The organism is Saccharothrix sp. NPDC042600 (assembly GCF_040647305.1).
GTDB classification, from domain to species: domain Bacteria; phylum Actinomycetota; class Actinomycetes; order Mycobacteriales; family Pseudonocardiaceae; genus Actinosynnema; species Actinosynnema mutabilis.
Genome location: NZ_JBEZBW010000011.1, coordinates 96,509 through 116,053, shown reverse-complemented (window position 1 = coordinate 116,053; position 19,545 = coordinate 96,509). Strand labels below are relative to the sequence as shown.

The following is a 19,545-nucleotide window of genomic DNA, read 5'->3' as shown; positions in this document are numbered from 1 at the left end:
GCGACGCGGGCGGGCTGCACACCGAGTGTAAGGCGAACGGGGGGTGAACCACCCCCATCAGCACCCGTCGGACGTGAGCAAGCACACCCCGTCAGTCCAGCTTGATCACGCTGAGCAGGCTCTGGTCACCGGTGGTCTTGAGCGGCAGCCGGCCCCAGAGCCCGTAGTGGACGATCTGCGCCTCGCCGGTGATCTGGAGGTCGGTCTCCTCACCCGGCCACGCGGCCCGCAGCTCGGGAACCACGCCGGGCTCCAGGGTGACCACCCACGCCTCGGGGACGTCGGTGAGCTGCACGAACGCGGCGCCCTTGGCGGTCGGCGGGACGTCGGTGGCGTACTTGGCGGCCAGGAGGGTGCCCAGGGACTCCTCGATGCCGTCCACGGCGAAGTCGGTGTCGCCGGCGACCAGTTCGCGCAGGGCGGCCTGGGCGTCCCAGCGGCGCAGGTCGAGTTCGTGGGCGATGCGGCGGTGCCACACCCACGCCAGGTCGGGCGCGGCGGGCGAGAACGTCCAGGCGGGGCGGTTGCCGGGGACGGCGGGCAGCACCTCGGCGGCCAGCGCGAGCTGCGCGTCCAGGTAGTCGAGGGGGACGACGTCCCGCGGCACCGGGGGCAGGTTGAGCCGGACCGTGCTGCCGCTGCGCAGGTATTCGAGGGAGGTCTGGAGGAAGCGGCCGACGTGCAGGGTCAGCTCGGTGAACGTCCAGCCGGGGCAGCTGGGCACCTTGGCCTCGGGGTCGGCCGCGCCCACGGCCGCGCGGAACATCGCGGCCTGCTCCTCGAACTTCGCCGTCCACCGCTGCGGGTTCCAGCCGCCCATCGCCCCTCCAGGTGTTCTGTGCCGCCCTACCGACGCGGCCACGGCGGACATGGTTCCGCATCGACGTCCGGGATGGGCGGAACCGGGGATGATCGTGCTGCGTCGGAGGGTCCAGCGGCTGTGCGGCACGAAGGGTGGGGAACCGTGTTCGGTGTGCGACCAGAGACGTTGCGCGCGGCGTCCAAGCAGTTCCACGAGGGTGCGGACGCGGCGGGCGACGGCGCGGAGATGATCTCCATGCTGCGGCTGGACGCGGGTGCCCTGGGCGAGGTCGCCGCCGCCGCCGAGTTCGCCGACGCCCTGGCCAAGTGGGCCGGCGAGCAGTCCGACGACCTGCGCCGCGGCAGCGCCTGGTACCGCGACGCGGGCGACGGCCTGAACGAGAACGCCGACGCCTACCAGCGCGCCGACGACGACTCCCAGAACTCGTTCCGCACCGTGGAAGGTGGCCTCGCGTGAGCTACGTCGACCCCGAGGTCCTGTACGGGCAGCTCGCGTCCGGCGACGCGGGCCGAGTGGCCGCCGCGGCGGACCCCATCAGCGGCGCGCGGAGCGCGGTCGGCCGCGCGAGCCAGGCCGTCACGTCCGGCGGCCAGACCGCGACCGCCACGTGGCAGGGCGAGTCCGCCACGAAGTTCGGCGCACGGGCGGACCTGTCGACGAAGTCCGCCACCGTGGCCGGCGAACGCCTGGGCGCGGGCATCGACATCGTCCAGGCCGCGTCCCGCGCGTACGGGCAGATGCGCGGCAGCGCGGACCAGCTCATCGACTTCTGGCGCGGCCGCTCCCCGGCGCTGGACGAGGCCCAGACCCGGGAGCTGGCGAACAAGGTCAACGAGCAGCTGACCAACGTCAAGAACAGCTACGAGAACGTCCTGCGCTCGTACGCCAAGGCCCTGACCGGCGTCCGCCCGGCCTTCCAGGAAGTCGCGGCGAAGGACGCGGGCTGGAACACGGCCGTCCAGGCCATGCGCACCACCGCTGCGGTCCCGCCGCCGGGCACCGACCCGAAGAAGGTCGCCGAGTGGTGGAAGTCGCTGACGAAGGAACAGCAGGACGAACTCCTGCGCACGAAGTTCCAGGAACTGGGTCAACTCCGCGGCCTGCCCTCCGGTGTGCTCGACCAGGCGAACCGTGCCCGCATCAAGGACGACATCCAGCGCTTCGGCGCGGAGCGCGACCAGCTCCAGTCGCAGATGGACGCCCGCGCACGCGAGTTGGGTCTCGACCCGAACAAGTCCGAAGACCTGAACAAGCTCATGAACGACCCGCAGTACGCGTCGCTCTCGGAGCAGCGGCAGGAAGCGGCCACCAAGGCGGACAACGCCGCCAAGGCCGAATCCAGCCTCCGTGATGCCACGCGGATCGCCGGGGAGAAGGGCTGGAACGCAAGCGACGTCCGGGTGCTCGCCTACGACCCGTACGGCCCGCGCGGCGATGGCGGCATGGCCATCGCCTACGGCGACCCCGACACGGCCAAGAACCTCGCCGTGTGCGTGCCGGGCACCGGTTCCGAGCTGGACAGCTTCTCCGTCGGCCAGGCCGCCAACCTGCGCGAGGCGATGGGCCCGAACGGCAACGCCACCATCCAGTGGCTCGGCTACGACGCACCCGGCTGGGCGCCCGGCGAGGTCGACAACCCGGCGCAGGCCCGCGAGGGTGGTGCGAACCTCGTGGCAGACGTCAACGGCTACCGCGCCGCCGCCGAGGCGGCCGGCAACCGCCAGCACCTCACGGTGATCGGCCACTCCTACGGCTCCACCACGGTCGGCTACGCGGGCATGAACGGCCTCGCGGCCGACGACATCGCCTTCGTCGGCTCGCCGGGCGTGGGCGCGTCCAACGTCAGCCAGCTCTCGGTGGGTCCCGGCCACGTCTACGCCGGCGCGACCGAGCACGACCCGGTGGTCCAGGGCACCAGTTCGAGCTGGTTCACCCGGGACGGCTCGTCGATCGGCCCGTACGACGACCGCTTCGGCGCGAAGGTGTTCGGCACCTCCGACTCGTCCATGATCGACCACGCCCACTCCGCCTACTACGACAAGGGCTCGGAGTCGGTGCAGAACCTGGCCCGGATCGCCAATGGCGACGGCGCCTCGGTGACCGAGCAGAAGTGGCACGACAACCCGGTCGGCCCCTCGCTGCCCGGCTCGCACATCCCGGTCGTCGGGCCGGTGCTCGACGCGGTGAGCGGCACGGCCGTCGGCGCGGCCGACCTGGTGACCGACGCGGGGTCCGGCCTCTACAACGCCGGCCGCGAGGCGTGGAACGGCAACTGGTCGAACGCGGGCACCGGCCTGGTCAACACCGGCAAGGAGATCGTCAGCGACGGCCTGGACGTCGTGGTCGGCGGTGTCGGTGACGTCGTCGAGGGTGGCCGGGACATCGTGGAAGGCGCGAAGGGCGCCTGGGACCGGACGGTCGGTTCCTGGTTCTGACCGGTCAGGGTCGGCGGCAGGGCCCGGTCTCGTCCTGGGGGTCGATGCCATCGAGGCCGTTGTCGTCCCAGCGGCGGTGGTGGCAGAGCACCACGTCGCCGACCTCGATGTCGGGCGGGAACTGGTCGATGTTCGCGCCCTCGGTGGTGATCGGGGGCAGTCCCTCGGGCTGCTCCCGGTCCGGCTCCATCACGACGTAGGGCGGGCGCGTCTGACCGACGCTCTCGTACGCGGGGTGGATGCGGACGACCTTGAACCGGATCTCGCCCGTCCACTCGCTGCACCCGGTGAGCAGCGAGCCGGCCACCAACAGCGGCGCGCCGATCTTGAACGCCTTCACGGGGCAGACGTTAGCCGGCTGCCCGCGCTGCGCTCAGGCTTTGCGGCACGAACTGATGGACTGCACGCCCTCGGCGTCGTCGAGCTTGCTCTCGTCGCGCTGCTTCACCTTGCAGACCAGGGTGTCGCCGACCTCGACGCCGGAGGGCGCCTCGTCAAGCCGGACGAAACCCCCGGTGATGGGCGCCGCGCCGGACGGCTGGTCCTGGGCGAGTTCCAGGGAGAGCTGACCCTCCCACTTCTGGCCGGACACCAGCACTTCGTCCTTGGTGACCTTGGTGACCTTGAAGCGGACGTCGCCCTCCCACTCGCTGCTGCCGCACCCGGCGAGGACCGTTCCGACCGCGAGGATGGCGGCGACCGCCTTGAGCGCCTTCACCCGGTCGAGCTTAGTCAGATCCGGACGACCGGGAGCAGGGTGGAGAGGTCGGCTCGGCTGCCGGATGCGGTCACCCGCGCGGCCTCCAGGGCCTGGGACCACTCCAGGCGGCCTGTGGCCAGGAGGAGCCAGGTTTCCGGGTCGGTTTCGATCACGTTCGGTGGGGTGCCTCGGGTGTGGCGGGGGCCGGCTACGCACTGGACTGCCGCGAATGGCGGGACCCGCACCTCGACGCTGCGGCCCGGGGCGAGCTGTTCCAGGGTGCGCAGGCTGAGCTTCACCGCCGTGGCCAGGACCGGGCGGTCCGGTTTGTCCGCTTCCCCGGTCAGCCAGGGGATCACGGCGGCCACGGCGGTGCGCAGCTCGGTCGGGTCGACGGGCTTGGGCGGCATCCGACCAGGTTAGCGGTGGCGCAGGGCGCGTTGGGCCTGGTGCAGGTTGCGGGGCTCGACCGGGGTGCCGTAGGACTCCAGGGCCGCGTTCAGGGGGCCGGTGAAGTCCGGTTTGTCGATCTGGCCGAACTCGGTGACCTCGCTGATGCCGACCGTGGCGCTCAGCGGTGCCACGTGGTCGATCTTCACGCAGCCCGCCCGGCCGTTGGTGACGGTCACGTTCCAGTGCGTGAACCTCGCCCCGTACAACGGTCCCGCGTCCGCCGAACCGCCGTGCGCGCCGTCGTTGCGGATCGTGATCTCGGTGCGGACGTTGGCGAACGGCAGGCCGCGGTGCGTGTCGAACGTGCCCGCGTCCATCCGCCCGCGCGACCAGACGTTGCCGCACGACAGGCCTTCCACGTTGATGCCGTGGTGGCCGGACCCGGGCGTGGGCGGTTCGGTGAAGGCGCCGATTGCGAAGTCCTGCACCAGGTTGTCGTGCGACTGCTCGCGGCAAGCGTACGAGTGGTGCTGACCCCGGCCCTCGACGCGGGTGTTCAGCAGCGAAACACCCTTGGCGGACACCAGGAGGAACCCGTTGTCACTGTCCACAACGGACACGTCGTCGGCCCAGCAGTCCCAGGCGCACTGGAACGCCAGGCCGTTGTACCCCTTGTCCTGCAAGTGGGCCGGGCGGGCCGTCTTCACCATGCGGATCGTCAGGCCCTCGACGCCGGCGCCGGTGATCGGCGGCGCGAGCGTGGTCAGGCGGGGGTTGAAGGACGGGCGGGCGTCCAGGGGCAGCGGTTGGACCAGGCGGACCTTGTTGCCGCGCACCGATTCGATGCGGACCGGCCACAGGAAAGGCTTGTACGACAACAGTTTCGTCTTGTCGCTCCACTTGTAGGTCTGCGTGCCCGGGATGTCGCCGCACATGTGCTTGAACAGCCCGTGCTCGCCGTCGTCGTCCAGTTGGAGCAGGACCCGTTGCCCGGCGCGGAGTTCCGACCCGTCGGCGACGGTGAGGTCACACGTTCCACGATCCGCGTGTTCAACAATCCTCGTCAGCTCGGTGCTCTCGTCACCGCCGTTGCCGGTCCAGCCTTCGAACGGCCAGCGCTGCGCGCGGATCGCGTCGACCAGCGCGCGGTACCGGTCGCGGTGGCACACCCACACCAGCCCACCGCTCCAACTCCACGCGGAACTGGCGCCGCCGTACCGGCTGCGGTTGATCCCGACGACCTCTTCGAGCGAGCGCGTGGCGAACAGCGTGGTGCGGGCACTGCCGACGCCGCGCAGGACGACGTTCGAGTAGCCGACGCGGACGATGTCGTCGATGCGGTAGGTCCCGGCGGGCAGCAGCACCGTGCCACCGCCGCGCCGGCCGACGTCCTCGATGGCCCGGTTGACGGCGGCGGAGGCGTCGGCGGAACCGTCCGGCTTGGCGCCGTAGCGCAGGACGTTGGCGCGCACGGCGGGGCGGGGCGGGCGTTGCCCGGTCCGGTAGCCGGCGAAGGCGACGTTGGGGATGCGCGGGTGGGCGTTCGGGTCGGCCGCGAACTCCCGCCACAGGTCGGCGGGTGCGGGTGCCGAGCCTCGCGCGGTGCCGGCGAACACCGCGCTACCGAGTAGGGCCGCTCCGGATCCGATCAGGAACTGCCGTCGCTCGATGGTCATCTGGCCGTCTCCTCGTGCAAGGGGGCGGCAGCGGTGACCAGATCAAACCCCAGGAACGACCCGAACGCCAGACCCGGGGGCCGGGCGCGCGCAGGAAACCCGCCGAACCGGGCGCCGGGCGCGCATACGGGACGCGCCGACCCGACCCCGGGGGCGCTAGATCTTCGCGGCGCGCACGGCCTCGGCCAGCAGCTCCTCCACCTGGTGCACCAACCGGCGCGCGTCGGTCGGCGTGAACGTGCTCCACGGCTCCGACCCGTTCGACGCCCGCCGTTGCTGCAGGTAGCGCCCGTCCTCGGTGTCGAAGAACGCCACCACCCGGTCCGGCCGGCAGCGCTTGCCGTACTTGTCCCGGGCCGCCGCGCCGAAGTTGCCCGTGTGGACCAGGCCGGTGAACATCTTCACCAGCGTCGTCGCGTCCTCCTGGCGCACGCCGTGGTTGCGCAGCGAGTTCTCCAGGCTCTTGGGCGAACCGTCGGAGTTCTTCACCGCCTTCTCCAGGTCGGCGCTGGGCATGGTCACCGAGTGACCCGTGCCCGCCGGGTGCGCGGGCAGCGTGCCGAGGACCGCGCTGGGCAGGCCGCTGCCGGCCGCGCGCCGGAACGTCAGCTGGTTGTCGCTCAAGGTCGCGATCGCGCCGTGGTCGCCGTTGGCCACCGCGAGCACGCGCACGCTGCGGCCCACCCAGATGCGGCCGTCCACCTCGCGCTCCGGCCGGACGAACTGCCGGAGCAGGTAGTCCAGCTCCGGGTGCAGCCCGGTCGGGCCGCCCAACCCGCGCGCGCCGACGGCCTGCCACACGCGGCGCTCCAGGTCGGCCCGCTCCTGGTGGGTCTTGCCCGGCGACGGCACCTTGATCACCAACGGCATCGGCCCGAGGTCGAGCCGTTCCCACAGGACGTCGAACTCCTCGGCGGAGAGGGTGATCGGTTCCCTCTCGGCCTGCCCCCCGAAAATGGTCACTGCTGCCGCTCCACGTCACCCTCAGCACCGGCCCCACCCCGACGATGGGGCCCTCTTGCCAGTCCAGGCCGGGACCCGTGGAGGTCCCGGCCTGGACGCCGAACTGTCGAGCTACTGCGGGGTCTCGCCGATCACCGGCGGCGCGACCAGGCGGTCGTCACCGAACACGTCGTCCGTCTCGACCAGGTAGTCGGCGGACTTGTGCTCGATGTCGTCCTCGCCGTTCGCGCCGTGGCCGGCCGCGCCACCCGCGCCCATGCCCGCGCCCGGACCACCGGGACGACCACCGGGGCCGCCCGGACCGCCGGGGCCACCGGGACCGAAGCCGCCGACACCGGCCATGCCGCCACGACCGGGCATCCCGCTCGGGTTGCCGCCCATGCCGGGGCCACCGGGCATGCCCGGCATACCGGGACCGCCGGGGCCGAAGCCGCGACCCATGCCGTTCGGACCACCGGGACCACCGGGACCGCCCGGCATGCCGGGACGCATCGGCGGCACACCCGGCCGGTTCTGACCACCCGGACCGGTCGGCACGCGCGGCGGCACCGGCGGGTTCGTGCCCGTCGGCGGCTTCCAGGCGGGCGTCGGACCACCGGGCGGGTTCGTGCCCGGCGGCAGACCGCCGATCGGCGGCGTGGGCGTCGGCGTGACCGGCGGCGGGGTCGGGGTCGGCGTGGGCGTCACCCACGACGGGTTGGTGGTGCCGCCCGGGAACGACGGCGGCGGGGCCGCCGGCGGGGTCGGCGTGGGCGCGGTCCAGGACGGCTTGGTGGTGCCGCCGCCGCCGTCACCGGGCGGCGTCCACGTCGGCGTGCTGTTGTAGTTCGCGCTGCTGGTGTTGTAGCTCTGCTGCCCGCCGGGCGGCGGGGTGTCGACCACGACCTGCGGCGGGGGGACGAACTCGCCCAGCGTGTTGGAGTTCCACTCGCTGCTGGACTGGTAGTTGTTCATCACCTCGACGGCCTTGGCCTCGGCGTTGTCCTGCGCCGCTTCCTGGGCCTCGTGGTCCTTCTGCTGGTTGATGACGTGCATCATGCCCACCGGGCCGCCCAGCGCGCCGAGGACCTTGTCCCCGGTCGACGGGGCCTCGGTGGTCACCTTGACCGGCTCGGGCATCTCCTTGCGGGCGTCCGCGATGTAGTCCGCCTGCAGCTGCGCGGAGGCCTTCATCGTGTCGGAGCCCTGCTTGGCGTCACCGGCCCACTGGGCGAGCGGCGACAGCGCCTTCTGGGTCTCGTCGGCGGTCGAGCCCTCCCACTTGGCGCCCAGCTTCTCCAGGCCGCGGTGGATCGACTCGTCGATGTCGGCCAGGGTCTCGGAGAGCGCCTTCCACTTGTCCTCGATCGGACGGGAGGCGGCGACGCCCGGGCCTTCGTTGATCATGCGGTGCAGATCGGGGTGGGCATACCCGCGCCAGCGGTGGTCACCCATCGTGCTCGCCCCCCTCGGGTGCGTTGTCCATCAGTCTGTGGTCGGTGGTGGTCAGTCGCGCTTGACGCGTCCCCAGGATGCGACGTTGTCACCCTCGACGCGGCGGTAGTTGTCCTCGATCGCCTGGAGCTGCCGCACCACGCCGTCGAGCTGCTTGCGGTACTCCTTGATCGCGGTCAGCGCGGCGGAGTCACCGGCCTCGAAGGTGTCCTGGTTGAACTTCTCCGCGGTCTCCTTGGAGACCGGGTCGCCCGCCCAGTTCTTCGCGCGCAACGCCCACTCCGCGTCCCGCAGCTGCGCGTCGAGGCGCTCCAGCGCGTCGGCGAACACCTTCTTCGCCTCGGGAATGGCCGTCGGGTCGACGTGCAGCTTCTGCTGCGTCCCGCTGTACGCCGGCGGAGTATCCGTGGTACCCCCGCCACCACCATCCGCGATGAACACGGCACACCCTCCTGTAGTGCTGCACATACCCCAGCGTGTGCATTTGGGATGACTCTAGCTCTGATGCGTGACGCGGGTGGATGGTTCCACGTGCAAAGCGAGTAGTTCTACTCGTGTTTCAGCGAGCTGAAAGGGTGGCGACCGCCGCACCGGCGATCTGCTGCACCAGCTCGCACAGCCGGCCCTGGGGCACCGACTCGTCGATGCTGGTCGTCTGGAGCGCCAGCACCTGCCCGTCGGACACGTCCACCCCCAGGTAGCAGGAGCTCTTCTGCTCGGGCGTGCTGCCGAGGACCGCCGGGTAGCCGGCCACCTGGAGCTGCTGGGTCTCGACGTCGAAGCTGCCGTCGGTGAAGAACTCGATGCCCGCGGTGGTGGCGGTGATCACGGTCGCGCCCCACGTGCGGTCCTCGCGGTTGTGGTCGCACGACGGCGACTGGAACACGGTGGACGTGCCCTTCGTGGGCGGGCGGTCGAGGCCGAGCTCCTTGCGCTGGGCGTCGGTGAGCAGCGTGCAGGGATCGACGTCCTTCAGGTTGATCGTCTTCGGCCGCTTGGCCGGTTCCTTCGACGTCGAGGTCGGCTTGCCGGACGACCCGGTGGTCGCGCTGGTGGGCGAGCCCGGGGTCGGGGAGCCGGTGGTCGACTCGGAGCAGCCCGCGAGGAGCAACACGGCGGCGAGGAGCGGCACGGCACGGCGCATGGAGCCCAAAGTATCCGATCGGCGCGCACGGAGCGTCGCCATCGCGCACACCCGCGTCACCCGTCGGCAGCATTGCCCGACCGCCCCACTGAACGGAAACCTCCTTTACGAAGAGCCGCCGCCCTGATCAGGGGAGTTGCAATGCGCTCACGGGCAGTCCCGCTCGTGGCGGCTCTGGCACTGGCCCTCGCCGTGCCCGACGCCGTCGCCCTTCCCACAGACCGGCCCGGTCGGACCGCCGGCACGCCCCAGGCCCCGCTCACGGTCGCCGCCGACCCCGGCACCGCCGCCACCGTCCCCGACTGGCGGCTGCAGTCCAGCGCCCGCGCGCCCCAGACCGGCGCGGACATCTCCACCACCGGGTACTCCGACGCCGGCTGGCTCACCGTGCCCGCCCGCTCCACCGTCCTCGCCGGCCTGGTCGCCGGCGGCGCCTACCCGGACCTCACCCGCGGCGACAACCTCAAGCAGGTGGACCCGGCCGACTTCACCGTCCCCTGGTGGTACCGCAAGGTCTTCACCGCCGACCCCCGCCCCGGCACGCACACGTCCCTCCGGCTCGACGGCGGCGTCATCTCGCGCGGCGAGGTCTGGCTCAACGGCGCCCTGGTGGCGGGCCCGGACCGGGTCGTCGGCGCGTACCCCACGCACGAGTTCGACGTCACCGCCCTCCTCCGGCCCGGCGCGAACGCCCTCGCGATCCGCGCCCGGGCCGCCGACCCGAAGCAGGACCTGCTCATCCACTTCATCGACTGGTCGCAACTGCCGCCCGACCGCAACCAGGGCCTGTTCCGCGACGTCCGCTTCACCACCAGCGGCCCGGTCTCCCTGCGCTTCCCCCGGGCCACCGCCGACCTGCCGCTGCCCGCCCTCGACAGCGCGAAGGTCACCTTCGAGGTCGAAGCCCGCAACAACACCGACGCCCCGGTCACCACCCTGGTCACCGGCACCATCGGTCACACCCCGCACAGCCGGACGGTCACCCTCGCCGCCCGCGCGACCACGACCGTCACGTTCACCGAGGACGTCACCCGCCCCCGCGTGTGGTGGCCGTTCCAGATGGGTGACCAGCCCCTCTACACCGCGTCCTTCACGGCGACCGTCAACGATCAGGACTCCGACCGCGCCACCACCCGGTTCGGCATCCGCGAGGTCTCGTCGTCGCTGGTGGACGGCGGGCGGCAGTTCCACGTCAACGGCAAGCCGTTCCTCGTGCGCGGCGGCGGGTGGGCCTCCGACCTGTTCCTGCGCACCGACGTGCGCAGGATCGAGGACCAGCTCGGGCTCGTCCGCTCGATGGGCATGAACACCCTGCGCCTGGAGGGCAAGCCCGAGAACGACGAGCTGTACGACCTCGCCGACCGGCTCGGCATCATGCTGCTCACCGGCTGGGAGTGCTGCTCGAAGTGGGAGGACTACGCGTCCTTCGACGCCGAGGACATGCGCGTCGCCGGCGAGTCCGCGGAGAGCGAGGCCCGCCGCGTGCGCAACCACCCGTCGATGCTCGGCTTCCTGATCGGCAGCGACGCCGCGCCCGGCGCGGAGCTGGAACGCGTCTACCTGGACGCCCTCGCCCGCGCGCACTGGAACCTGCCCATCGTCTCCTCCGCCAAGGCCATCGCCTCGCCCCGGCTGGGCGCGCCCGGGATGAAGATGGAGGGCCCGTACTGGTGGGTCCCGCCGACCTACTGGTACACCAAGCGCCTCGGCGGGGCGTTCGGCTTCGCGTCCGAGGTCGGCCCCGGCCCGACCATCCCGGAGCTGGACGAGCTGCGGAAGTTCCTCACCCCGCGGGACATCGCCAAGCTCACCGACTACAACGCCGTGCAGTACCACCTGGCGCCGTCCCCGACGTTCAACAAGCTGTCCTTCTGGGGCACCGCCCTGGACAACCGGTACGGCCGGCCCGCCACACCGGAACAACTGGTGCGCAAGGCCCAACTGGCGAACTACGAGGTCAACCGCGCCCAACTGGAAGCGTTCGGCCGCAACTCGTCCGACCCGTCGAAACCGGCCACGGGCGTCATCCACTGGATGCTCAACGACGCCTGGCCGACGCTCTACTGGCACCTGTACGACTACCACCTGGCCACGGCCGGCTCGTACTTCGGCGCGAAGGCCGCCCTGCGGCCCCTGCACGTCCAGTACTCCTACGACGACCGCTCGCTCGTCGTGGTGAACACGGGCCTGGCCGAGGTGGGCGGCCTGCGGGTCCAGGCCACCGTCTTCACCCTGGACGGCACGGTGAAGGCCGACGACACCCACCCGGTCACCGCCCGCGCCAACGGGTCCACCCGCGCCGGCACCCTGCCCACCCCGGGCGGCCTGTCCACGACGTACTTCGTGCGCCTCCTGCTCAAGGACGGCCAGGGCCGCGTCCTCGACCGCAACGTCTACTGGCTGTCCACCAAGCCCGACACCCTCGACTACGCGAAGTCCACCTGGTACCACACGCCCCAGTCCGCCTACGCCGACCTCAAGGGCCTGGACCGCCTCCCGACCGGCCAGGTGGCGGTGAGGACCGCCTCGACCGACGGCGAGACCCGGGTGGAGCTGACCAACACCGGCCGCTCGGTCGCGTTCTTCGTGCGGGCGACGATCCGCAAGGGCGCCGGCGGCCCGGAAGTCCTGCCCACCGACTGGAGCGACAACTACGTGACGCTGTGGCCGGGCGAGACCGTCACGCTCACCGCCCGCTACCGGTCGGCGGACCTGGGCGGGGCGTCCCCGGCGGTGGAGGTGTTCGGCCACAACGTGCCGCGGGTCGTGCGCTGAGTCGTAGACCGGCGTGGACCGCCGTAGCCTCTCGTCCCGTGGGTGACACGGTGCGGGCCGCGATGGTGGTGCCAGGCAAGCCCGACCTGGCGACGGTGGTGGACCACGAGGTCACCACGCCGTCCGACGAAGTGGTCGTGCGGGGCTTGCTGGCCGGCATGTGCGGCACCGACGTGGAGATCATCCGCGACGGCTTCGGCCGGCTCCCGCCGGGCAGGGACGGCCTGGTGCCCTTCCACGAGTCGGTGGGGCGGGTCCTCTCCGCGCCGGACGGTTCGGGGTTCGCACCGGGCGACCTGGTGGCGGGCGTGGTCCGCAGGCCGGACCCCGAACCGTGCCCGGCGTGCGCCGTGGACGCCTGGGACTTCTGCCGCAACGGCGGGTACCTGGAGCGCGGCATCAAGGAGCTGGACGGGTACGGCATGCAGCGCTGGAGCGTGCCGCCCAAGTACGCCGTCCGCCTCGACCCCACCCTGGGCGAGCTGGGCGTCCTGACCGAACCGGCGTCGATCGTGGCCAAGGCCTGGACCCAGGCCGACCGGCAGTCCCGGCGCGCCCACGTGCAGCCGCGGAAAGCCCTGGTCACCGGGGCCGGCCCGATCGGCTTGCTGGCCGCCCTCCTGGCCACCCAGCGCGGCCTGGAGGTGCACGTGGTGGACCGCGTCGAGAAGGGCCCGAAACCCGACCTGGTCCGGGCCCTCGGCGCGCACTACCACCGCTCGCTGGACGAGGTCGGGGACGTCGACGTCGCCATCGAGTGCACCGGCGCGGCCCCCGTCGTCTGGGACACCGTCCGGCGGGCCTCGACCACGGTCCTCGCGGGCCTGACCGGCGACCACGACCCGGTCCCGCTCGACCCGTCCGTGTTCGACTCCGTCGTCCTGCACAACAAGGCCGTCATCGGCACGGTGAACGCGGGCCTGCCCGACTACGAGACCGCGGCCGAAGCCCTCGCCCGCGCCGACCGGGCGTGGCTGGACGGCCTGATCACCCGCAGGATCCCCCTGGACCGCTTCACCGAGGCCCTCGACAAGGAGGAGGACGACGTCAAGGTCGTCATCGACCTGGCCTGATCAGGCGCGCAGCAGCTCGTCGATCTCGCCGGGCGTCATCGGCTTGGCGAAGAACCAGCCCTGCCCGGTGTCGCACCCGATCCGGTGCAGGCGCTTGGCCTGCGACGGCGTCTCCACGCCCTCCGCCGTCACGCCCAGCTGCAACGCGTGCGCCAACTGCACCAGCGTGGACACGATCTGGACGTCGACCGGGTCCTCCTCGTCGGCCGCCCGCAACCCCTCCATGAACGACCCGGCGATCTTCAGCTCGTGCACGGGCAGGTGCTTGAGGTAGGCCAGGTTCGAGTAGCCGGTGCCGAAGTCGTCGATGGCGATCCGCACGCCCATGTCGGACAACGCCCGCAGCGCCTCCAACGGCTCGTCGGCGGTGCCCATGATCGCGCTCTCGGTCAGCTCCAGCTGCAGGTGGTGCGGCGGCAACGCGCACTCGTCCAGGATGCGCTTCACGTCCCGCACCAGCTCCGGGTCCCGCGACTGCCGCACCGCCAGGTTCACCGACACGAACGGCGCGGACTCGCCGAACTCCTCCAGCCACCGCCGGGCCTGCCGGCAGGCCGCCCGCAGCACCCACCGGCCCAGCGGGACGATCAGCCCGGTCTCCTCGGCCAGCTCGATGAACCGGTCCGGCGCGAGCCGCCCGAACTCCGGGTGCTGCCACCGCACCAGCGCCTCGACGCCGACGACCGTGCTGTCCTCCAGCCGCACCAGGGGCTGGTAGTCCACGTAGAACTCGTCGCGCTCCAGCGCCGCGGGCATGGTCGCGGACAGCGTGAACCGGGCGACCTCGCGGGCGTTGCGCTCCGGGTCGTACAGCGCCCAGCGCGACTTGCCGTCCGCCTTCGCCCAGTACAGCGTGATGTCGGCGTCGCGCATCAGGTCGGCCGCGGTCGTGCCGGACAGCGCCCGCTCCACGATGCCGATCGACGCCGACACGGTCAGCTCGTGCCCGCCGATCCGGATCGGCGACTCCAGCTCCCGTAACACCCGGTCGGCCACGTCCACGATGTCCTGGGTGTCCGCCGACCCCTCCACCAGGATGACGAACTCGTCGCCGCCCATCCGCGCGACCAGCTTGCCCTCGCCGGACACCGAGTGGTCCAACCGCCGGCCGACCTCGACCAGCAGCTGGTCGCCGATGTCGTGGCCCAGGCTGTCGTTGATCACCTTGAACCCGTCGAGGTCCAGGTAGCACAGGCCGGCGCGGCGGCGCGCCCGGTTGTTGAACACCCGCCCGAGCCGCTCCAGGAACAGCGCCCGGTTGGGCAGGCCGGTCAGCGGGTCGTGCAGCGCCTGGTAGCGCAGCCGGTTCTGCAGCAGGTGGCGGTCGGTGACGTCCTCGATCATCGCCACCTGGTACTGCGGGTCGCCGTGGTCGTCGCGGACCAGGGACAGCGTCAGGTGCGTCCACACCTGCTCGCCGTCGGCGCGGCGGAACCGCTTCTCCGCCCGGTAGTGGTCGCACTCCCCGGCGGTGAGCTGGTCGTAGAGGCGCCAGACGCTGGAGCCGTCCTCCGGGTGCATCAGGTCGCGGATGTTGTACTGCCGCATCTCCTCGACGCTGAACCCGAGCATGTCCTGCAACGCCTGGTTGACGTCGAGGATGCGGCCCTCGATGTCGGCGATGCCGATGCCGATCGCGGCCTCGGTGAACATCGCCCGGAACCGCGCTTCGGAGGCCCGCAGCGCCGCCTCGGCCTGGTCGCGGGCGTCCAGCACGGCCGCCCGGATCGCCTCCTGCTCGGCCAGCGTGCGCTCGCGCAGCGCGCGGGCGTACCCGGCGGACAGCGCGCCCTGCAACGCGGCCAGGCGGGACCGCATCAGCTCGTCGGGCGCGATGCCCAGCTCGGCGAGCAGGTCGTCGCCGAGCAGCTGGATGGTGCGGCCGAGCGTGTCCGTGCCGGTGAAGTGCGCCTCCACCAGGCGGGCGCCGATCTCGTAGCCGGGCGCGGTGCGGAACGGGCTCGCGTGCAGCGCGTGCACCAGCACCTCGGTGAGCGCCTGGAGGTGCTCGGCGACCTCGGTGCGGGTCATCGGGACGTAACTGCTGCCGATCACCGCGGTGGCCCACGTGCGGGCGAAGGACTCCGCCCCGGCCAGTACGGCGGGGTCGAGGTTCGATCGGCCCGGTGTCGCCACCCGATGGTCAACCTGTTCCGTCATGTCCGCCGGCCTACCGCCACAACGCAGAGGATACGGGCGTGCGCGTGCTGGAGTCGAACATCAGGACTTCCGCCCCACGGCGCCGAAGCCCAGGAAGTGGGCGGCGCCCTCGTCCACGTCGTCGGGCGACTCGGGGTGCCACAGGGGCAGCCGCGCCACGCCCGGCTCCACCAGGTCGAAGCCGTCGAACAGGGCCTCCACCTCCGACTTGCGCCGGTAGGTCATCTCGCTGACGCCGCGGTTGTAGGTGCCGCGGGCGTCGTCCCACGCCGGGTTCCACTCGCCGTCCTCGTAGCCGGCGTGGGAGACGGCGAGGAAGCTGCCGGGCGGGAGGGCGTCCCGGTAGGCGGCGACGATGCCGTGCGGGTCGTCGGTGTCGGGCACGAAGTGCAACAGGGCGATCATCAGCACGGCGATGGGCCGGTCGAAGTCGAGCAGGTCCTGCACCTCGGGGGACTTCAGCACGCCCCGCGCGTCCCGCACGTCGGTCTGCAGCACGTTGACCGACTCGTTGCCGGTGAGGATGGCGCGGCTGTGCGCGACGGCGACCGGGTCGATGTCGACGTAGACGATCTTCGCGTCCGGGTCGACGGCCTGCGCGATCTCGTGCACGTTGCCCACGGTCGGGATGCCGGACCCCAGGTCCAGGAACTGCCGGATGCCCTGCGCGAGCAGGTACCGGACGGCGCGCCGCAGGAAGGCGCGGTGGTTGAGGATGACGTTCCGCAGGATCGGCACGTCGGCCAGCACCTTGTCGCCCACGGCCCGGTCGATGGCGAAGTTGTGCGCGCCGCCCAACCAGTAGTCGTAGACGCGTGCGATGCTCGGACGCCCGAGGTCGATGTCGACCGGCGCCCAGTTGGGGCGCTCCACGCTGTCCACGGGGTTCTCCTTACGCCTTGGTCCGGCCGGTTGCCCGCCGTTGCGGTGACCCCCACATCATGGGCCAATCCGGTGAGTTAGCACACCGCTCCCCCGCGGGTAGTTGTGTTCCCGTCACCGTGTCGGCGGTCACCGGGAAGAATGCCCGCCTTGTGAAGTACCTGTGGGCCGCGGGCGCGGTCGTCAGCGCGGTGGGCTGGGTGTGGTTGCTGCTGGTCGTCCGGCGGCGCAGGCCCCGGCTCAAGCCGGTGCTGGTTTCCGCCGTCGGCGCGTTCCTGCTGGTCACGGGCTGGCTGTTGGTGCTGGACCCGAACAGCCCCAAGCACGAGCTGATCAAGTCCGGCGGGCTGGCGGCCGGGTCGGTCGTCGCGCTGTACGCGTTGTGGCTCAACGACCGGCGCCGGCGCATGGACGAGAAGCGCCACGACCTGGAGATCCAACGGGCCGAACACGACCGGTCGCGGGTCGCCGACGAGAGGTTCGCCCGATCGGTGGAATTGCTGGGTCACGAGACCGAACAGGTGCGGGTCGGCGCGATGCACGCCCTGGCCGGCCTCGCGCGGTCCCGCCCGGAGTACACCCAGACGGTGCTCGACGTCCTGTGCGCCTACCTGCGCCGACCCTTCCAGCCCGACGCGCTCGACGCGCGGGCCGGGGAGCGCGCGCCGGAGCGGGAGCCCGACGGCGCCGGCCACTACACGCCGGAGAGCGAGCGCGAGCTGGAGGTCCGGCTCACCGCCCAGCGCCTGGTCGCCGACCTGCTGCCGCGCGACGACCAGGGCGGCGCCGAGCTGTACGACCTGAACCTGACCCGGGCCTACCTGGAGTACTTCGACCTCTCGCACCGCCAGGTCGGCGAGCTGACCGTCCGGGCCGCGCGGCTGGCCCGGTCCAACTCGTTCCACCACCTCGTCGTGCACGGCGGGGCGTGGTTCACCGACTCGGTCAGCACGGGCCGGCTGCACATGCACGACATGATGTTCTGCGACCTGGGCTGGTTCAGCCGGGTCGAGTTCGGCGACCGGGCGGACTTCGCGCGCACCCGGTTCTTCGGCCGGGCGAAGTTCGCCGGGGCGCGCTTCCGCGGGCCGGTGACGTTCGAGGGCGCGCGGTTCGACGAGCCGGTGGACCGGATCGGGCTGGAGCTGCCGCCCGACGCGGTGCCGCCCGCGGGCCGACTGGACGAGGTGGTGGGGTGAACGTGCGGGGACGGGCGTTGCTGGCGGTGAGCGTGGCCGCCGCGGTCCTGGTGGCCGTGGCGACGACGGTCGTGCTGCTGTGGGTCGAGCCGAAGCTGTCCAAGGCGGAGGCGGTCAAGACCGGCGGGCTCGCCGGCGGCGCGGTCGTCGCGCTGTACGCGCTGTGGCTCAACGACCGCCGCCGCCGCACCGAGGAGGCGCGGCACGAGCTGGAGAGCGACAAGGTCGCCGACGAGCGGTTCGCGCGGGCCGTGGAGATGCTGGGCGACGAGGCCGACCAGGTCCGGGTGGGCGCGATGCACGCCCTGGCCGGCCTGGCGCGCTCCACGCCCCGCTACAAGCAGACCGTGCTCGACGTGCTGTGCGCCTACCTGCGGCGACCGTTCACGCACGCGGCCTACACCAAGCTGGCGGAGGACCCCGACCAGGCGTTCCACCGGTTCACCGCGGCGGACAAGCCGACGCCGGAGGAGGACCGCGAGCGCACCGTCCGGCTCACCGCGCAGCGGCTGATCACCGACCTGCTCCCGTGGGGCCAGGACACCGACCCGACGCTCTACCACCTCGACCTGACCGGCGCGAACGTCGAGTACCTGCGGTTGGAGGGCCGCCGGGTCGGCCGGCTGACCGCGCGGCGCACCCGGTTCCACGGCATCACCGCGTTCCGCGAGGTGTCGTTCGGCAAGCCGGCGCTGTTCTCCGGCGGCGAGTTCCTGGGCCGGGTGGACTTCCGCGACGCGCGGTTCACCGGCGGGATGTCCTTGCAGGAAGTGCGGTTCGAGCGCCCGTTGGACGTGCGCGGGGCGAAGGTCGGCGAGTTCCTGCACATGCCGCCGACCGCGCCGGAGCTGGTCGGGTCGGTGGAGCTGCTCCCGGGGACCCGCGTGAAGGAGGACCCGACCGGGTGGGAGCTAACCGGTCGCGAGGGTGCGGTCTTCCAGCACCATGTCCAGCAGGACTGACGCCGCCGCGCTCACGCTCGCCCCGGTGACCACGGACGTGCCGGTCGTCGGGGCGTCCGCGATCGGCACGAACCGGGCCCGGGTCGGCTTGTGCCGGAACGACTCGGGCACCAGCGCGACGCCCAGCCCGAAGCCGACGAAGTCCAGCAGCGAGTGGACGTCGTTGACCTCCACCGCGACCCGCCGCTCCACACCGGCCTGCGCCAGCGCGCGGTCGACGTCGTCACGCGTGCCCCAGTCGGGGTTGAAGTCCACGAAGGACTCCCCGGACAGGTCGGCCAGCAGCACCGACTCCTCTTGCGCGAAGCGGCTGTCCGGGCCGCAGACGAGCACCATCGACTCGGTGTCCACAGAGGACTGCGGCAGGTCGCCGGCGCTGGCCGAGGTGACGAACGCGAGGTCCAGCCGGCCCGCCCGCACCTCCTCCGCGAGTTCGCCCGAACCGCCCTGCCGCAACCGGATCTCCACGCCGGGGTGCCGGTCGTGGAACCGGGCCAGCACCTCCGGCAGGTGCACGGCGTGCAGGCACTGGACCGACCCGACGGCCAGCGTGCCGCGCAGCAACCCCTGCACGCCCGCCACGGCGTTGCGGGCCGCGTCGACCGTGCTGAGCACCCGCCGCGCCTCCTCCAGCAACGCCCGCCCGGCCTGAGTCAGCTCGACCTGCCGCGTGGAGCGCAGGAACAGCGGCGCGCCCAGCTCGACCTCCAGCGCCCGGATGGACGCGGACAGCCCCGACTGGGCGACGCGCATCCGCCGCGCGGCCCGCGTGAAGTGGCACTCCTCCGCGACCGCGACGAAGTACTCAAGCTGGCGCAACTCCACGATTCATCACCCGAACTGCTGAATGGCATCAGGTCCTTCTGTTGGACAGCTTAATGCTCCGGGCGCACGCTGGTGGGGACAGCCGACGAAAGGACCAGCAC

18 protein-coding genes are annotated in these 19,545 nt (G+C 72.0%); 6 read left to right on the top strand and 12 right to left on the bottom strand.

What is annotated here, in order from left to right:
* Nucleotides 1-91 precede the first annotated feature (91 nt).
* Nucleotides 92-820, bottom strand: a complete 729-nt coding sequence (locus tag AB0A74_RS10995) for a maleylpyruvate isomerase N-terminal domain-containing protein (RefSeq protein ID WP_358248648.1) — start codon at nucleotides 818-820, stop codon at nucleotides 92-94.
* A 153-nt stretch (nucleotides 821-973) separates the two neighbouring features.
* Here AB0A74_RS10995 and AB0A74_RS10990 point away from each other — a divergent pair, with 153 nt between their 5' ends.
* On the top strand, nucleotides 974-1,279 hold the full coding sequence (locus AB0A74_RS10990; RefSeq protein ID WP_358248647.1) for a hypothetical protein: 306 nt from the start codon (nucleotides 974-976) through the stop codon (nucleotides 1,277-1,279).
* Nucleotides 1,276-3,258 (top strand): alpha/beta hydrolase, encoded by a 1,983-nt coding sequence (locus AB0A74_RS10985; protein WP_358248646.1) that lies wholly within the window; start codon nucleotides 1,276-1,278, stop codon nucleotides 3,256-3,258. The genes AB0A74_RS10990 and AB0A74_RS10985 overlap by 4 nt, the downstream gene beginning before the upstream one ends.
* A 4-nt stretch (nucleotides 3,259-3,262) precedes the next feature.
* On the opposite strand, the gene AB0A74_RS10980 is transcribed toward AB0A74_RS10985, so the two are convergent.
* The 8 genes from AB0A74_RS10980 to AB0A74_RS10945 all read right to left on the bottom strand — a co-directional run bounded on the left by AB0A74_RS10980 (nucleotide 3,263) and on the right by AB0A74_RS10945 (nucleotide 9,568).
* On the bottom strand, nucleotides 3,263-3,598 hold the full coding sequence (locus AB0A74_RS10980; protein ID WP_358248645.1) for a hypothetical protein: 336 nt from the start codon (nucleotides 3,596-3,598) through the stop codon (nucleotides 3,263-3,265).
* Nucleotides 3,599-3,631: 33 nt separating this feature from the next.
* Nucleotides 3,632-3,976: a hypothetical protein gene (locus AB0A74_RS10975; RefSeq protein WP_358248644.1), complete on the bottom strand. Its 345-nt coding sequence runs from the start codon at nucleotides 3,974-3,976 to the stop codon at nucleotides 3,632-3,634.
* A 14-nt stretch (nucleotides 3,977-3,990) separates the two neighbouring features.
* Nucleotides 3,991-4,368 carry a sterol carrier family protein gene (locus tag AB0A74_RS10970; RefSeq protein ID WP_358248643.1) on the bottom strand — a complete coding sequence of 126 codons (378 nt, stop codon included), beginning with the start codon at nucleotides 4,366-4,368 and terminating at the stop codon, nucleotides 3,991-3,993.
* Nucleotides 4,369-4,377: 9 nt separating this feature from the next.
* Nucleotides 4,378-6,027 carry a glycosyl hydrolase family 28-related protein gene (locus AB0A74_RS10965; RefSeq protein WP_358248642.1) on the bottom strand — a complete coding sequence of 550 codons (1,650 nt, stop codon included), beginning with the start codon at nucleotides 6,025-6,027 and terminating at the stop codon, nucleotides 4,378-4,380.
* Nucleotides 6,028-6,183: 156 nt separating this feature from the next.
* Nucleotides 6,184-6,990 (bottom strand): ESX secretion-associated protein EspG, encoded by an 807-nt coding sequence (locus tag AB0A74_RS10960; RefSeq protein ID WP_358248641.1) that lies wholly within the window; start codon nucleotides 6,988-6,990, stop codon nucleotides 6,184-6,186.
* A 111-nt stretch (nucleotides 6,991-7,101) separates the two neighbouring features.
* A complete protein-coding gene (locus tag AB0A74_RS10955; RefSeq protein WP_358248640.1) occupies nucleotides 7,102-8,424 on the bottom strand; it encodes a PPE domain-containing protein in 1,323 nt (440 codons plus the stop codon).
* A gap of 51 nt (nucleotides 8,425-8,475) precedes the next feature.
* The gene (locus AB0A74_RS10950) at nucleotides 8,476-8,865 is read right to left on the bottom strand and encodes a transcriptional regulator (RefSeq protein ID WP_343934043.1); all 390 of its coding nucleotides are present in this window, start codon (nucleotides 8,863-8,865) and stop codon (nucleotides 8,476-8,478) included.
* 118 nt (nucleotides 8,866-8,983) lie between these two features.
* Nucleotides 8,984-9,568 carry a DUF3558 domain-containing protein gene (locus AB0A74_RS10945; protein ID WP_358248639.1) on the bottom strand — a complete coding sequence of 195 codons (585 nt, stop codon included), beginning with the start codon at nucleotides 9,566-9,568 and terminating at the stop codon, nucleotides 8,984-8,986.
* A gap of 141 nt (nucleotides 9,569-9,709) precedes the next feature.
* Here AB0A74_RS10945 and AB0A74_RS10940 point away from each other — a divergent pair, with 141 nt between their 5' ends.
* The gene (locus AB0A74_RS10940; protein ID WP_358248638.1) at nucleotides 9,710-12,343 is read left to right on the top strand and encodes a glycoside hydrolase family 2 TIM barrel-domain containing protein; all 2,634 of its coding nucleotides are present in this window, start codon (nucleotides 9,710-9,712) and stop codon (nucleotides 12,341-12,343) included.
* Between the two features lie 38 nt (nucleotides 12,344-12,381).
* Nucleotides 12,382-13,416 carry a glucose 1-dehydrogenase gene (locus tag AB0A74_RS10935; RefSeq protein ID WP_358248637.1) on the top strand — a complete coding sequence of 345 codons (1,035 nt, stop codon included), beginning with the start codon at nucleotides 12,382-12,384 and terminating at the stop codon, nucleotides 13,414-13,416.
* On the opposite strand, the gene AB0A74_RS10930 is transcribed toward AB0A74_RS10935, so the two are convergent.
* Nucleotides 13,417-15,576, bottom strand: a complete 2,160-nt coding sequence (locus tag AB0A74_RS10930) for an EAL domain-containing protein (RefSeq protein WP_358248636.1) — start codon at nucleotides 15,574-15,576, stop codon at nucleotides 13,417-13,419.
* A gap of 60 nt (nucleotides 15,577-15,636) precedes the next feature.
* Complete coding sequence (locus AB0A74_RS10925; RefSeq protein ID WP_358248635.1) at nucleotides 15,637-16,458, bottom strand: SAM-dependent methyltransferase; 822 nt, start codon at nucleotides 16,456-16,458, stop codon at nucleotides 15,637-15,639.
* A gap of 152 nt (nucleotides 16,459-16,610) precedes the next feature.
* On the opposite strand from AB0A74_RS10925, the gene AB0A74_RS10920 reads away from it, so the two are divergent.
* Both AB0A74_RS10920 and AB0A74_RS10915 read left to right on the top strand, forming a co-directional pair.
* A complete protein-coding gene (locus tag AB0A74_RS10920; RefSeq protein ID WP_358248634.1) occupies nucleotides 16,611-17,657 on the top strand; it encodes a pentapeptide repeat-containing protein in 1,047 nt (348 codons plus the stop codon).
* Nucleotides 17,654-18,619, top strand: a complete 966-nt coding sequence (locus AB0A74_RS10915) for a pentapeptide repeat-containing protein (RefSeq protein ID WP_358248633.1) — start codon at nucleotides 17,654-17,656, stop codon at nucleotides 18,617-18,619. The genes AB0A74_RS10920 and AB0A74_RS10915 overlap by 4 nt, the downstream gene beginning before the upstream one ends.
* Here AB0A74_RS10915 and AB0A74_RS10910 read toward each other — a convergent pair.
* Nucleotides 18,569-19,444, bottom strand: a complete 876-nt coding sequence (locus AB0A74_RS10910; protein ID WP_358248632.1) for a LysR substrate-binding domain-containing protein — start codon at nucleotides 19,442-19,444, stop codon at nucleotides 18,569-18,571. The genes AB0A74_RS10915 and AB0A74_RS10910 overlap by 51 nt on opposite strands.
* Nucleotides 19,445-19,545: the final 101 nt, after the last annotated feature.

What these genes read in the sequence shown, in the direction of transcription:
- AB0A74_RS10995 (WP_358248648.1), bottom strand. Translation starts at nt 820, where the DNA reads ATGGGCGGCTGGAACCCGCAGCGGTGGACGGCGAAGTTCGAGGAGCAG.
- AB0A74_RS10970 (WP_358248643.1), bottom strand. Translation starts at nt 4,368, where the DNA reads ATGCCGCCCAAGCCCGTCGACCCGACCGAGCTGCGCACCGCCGTGGCC.
- AB0A74_RS10965 (WP_358248642.1), bottom strand. Translation starts at nt 6,027, where the DNA reads ATGACCATCGAGCGACGGCAGTTCCTGATCGGATCCGGAGCGGCCCTA.
- AB0A74_RS10955 (WP_358248640.1), bottom strand. Translation starts at nt 8,424, where the DNA reads ATGGGTGACCACCGCTGGCGCGGGTATGCCCACCCCGATCTGCACCGC.
- AB0A74_RS10945 (WP_358248639.1), bottom strand. Translation starts at nt 9,568, where the DNA reads ATGCGCCGTGCCGTGCCGCTCCTCGCCGCCGTGTTGCTCCTCGCGGGC.
- AB0A74_RS10940 (WP_358248638.1), top strand. Translation starts at nt 9,710, where the DNA reads ATGCGCTCACGGGCAGTCCCGCTCGTGGCGGCTCTGGCACTGGCCCTC.
- AB0A74_RS10930 (WP_358248636.1), bottom strand. Translation starts at nt 15,576, where the DNA reads ATGACGGAACAGGTTGACCATCGGGTGGCGACACCGGGCCGATCGAAC.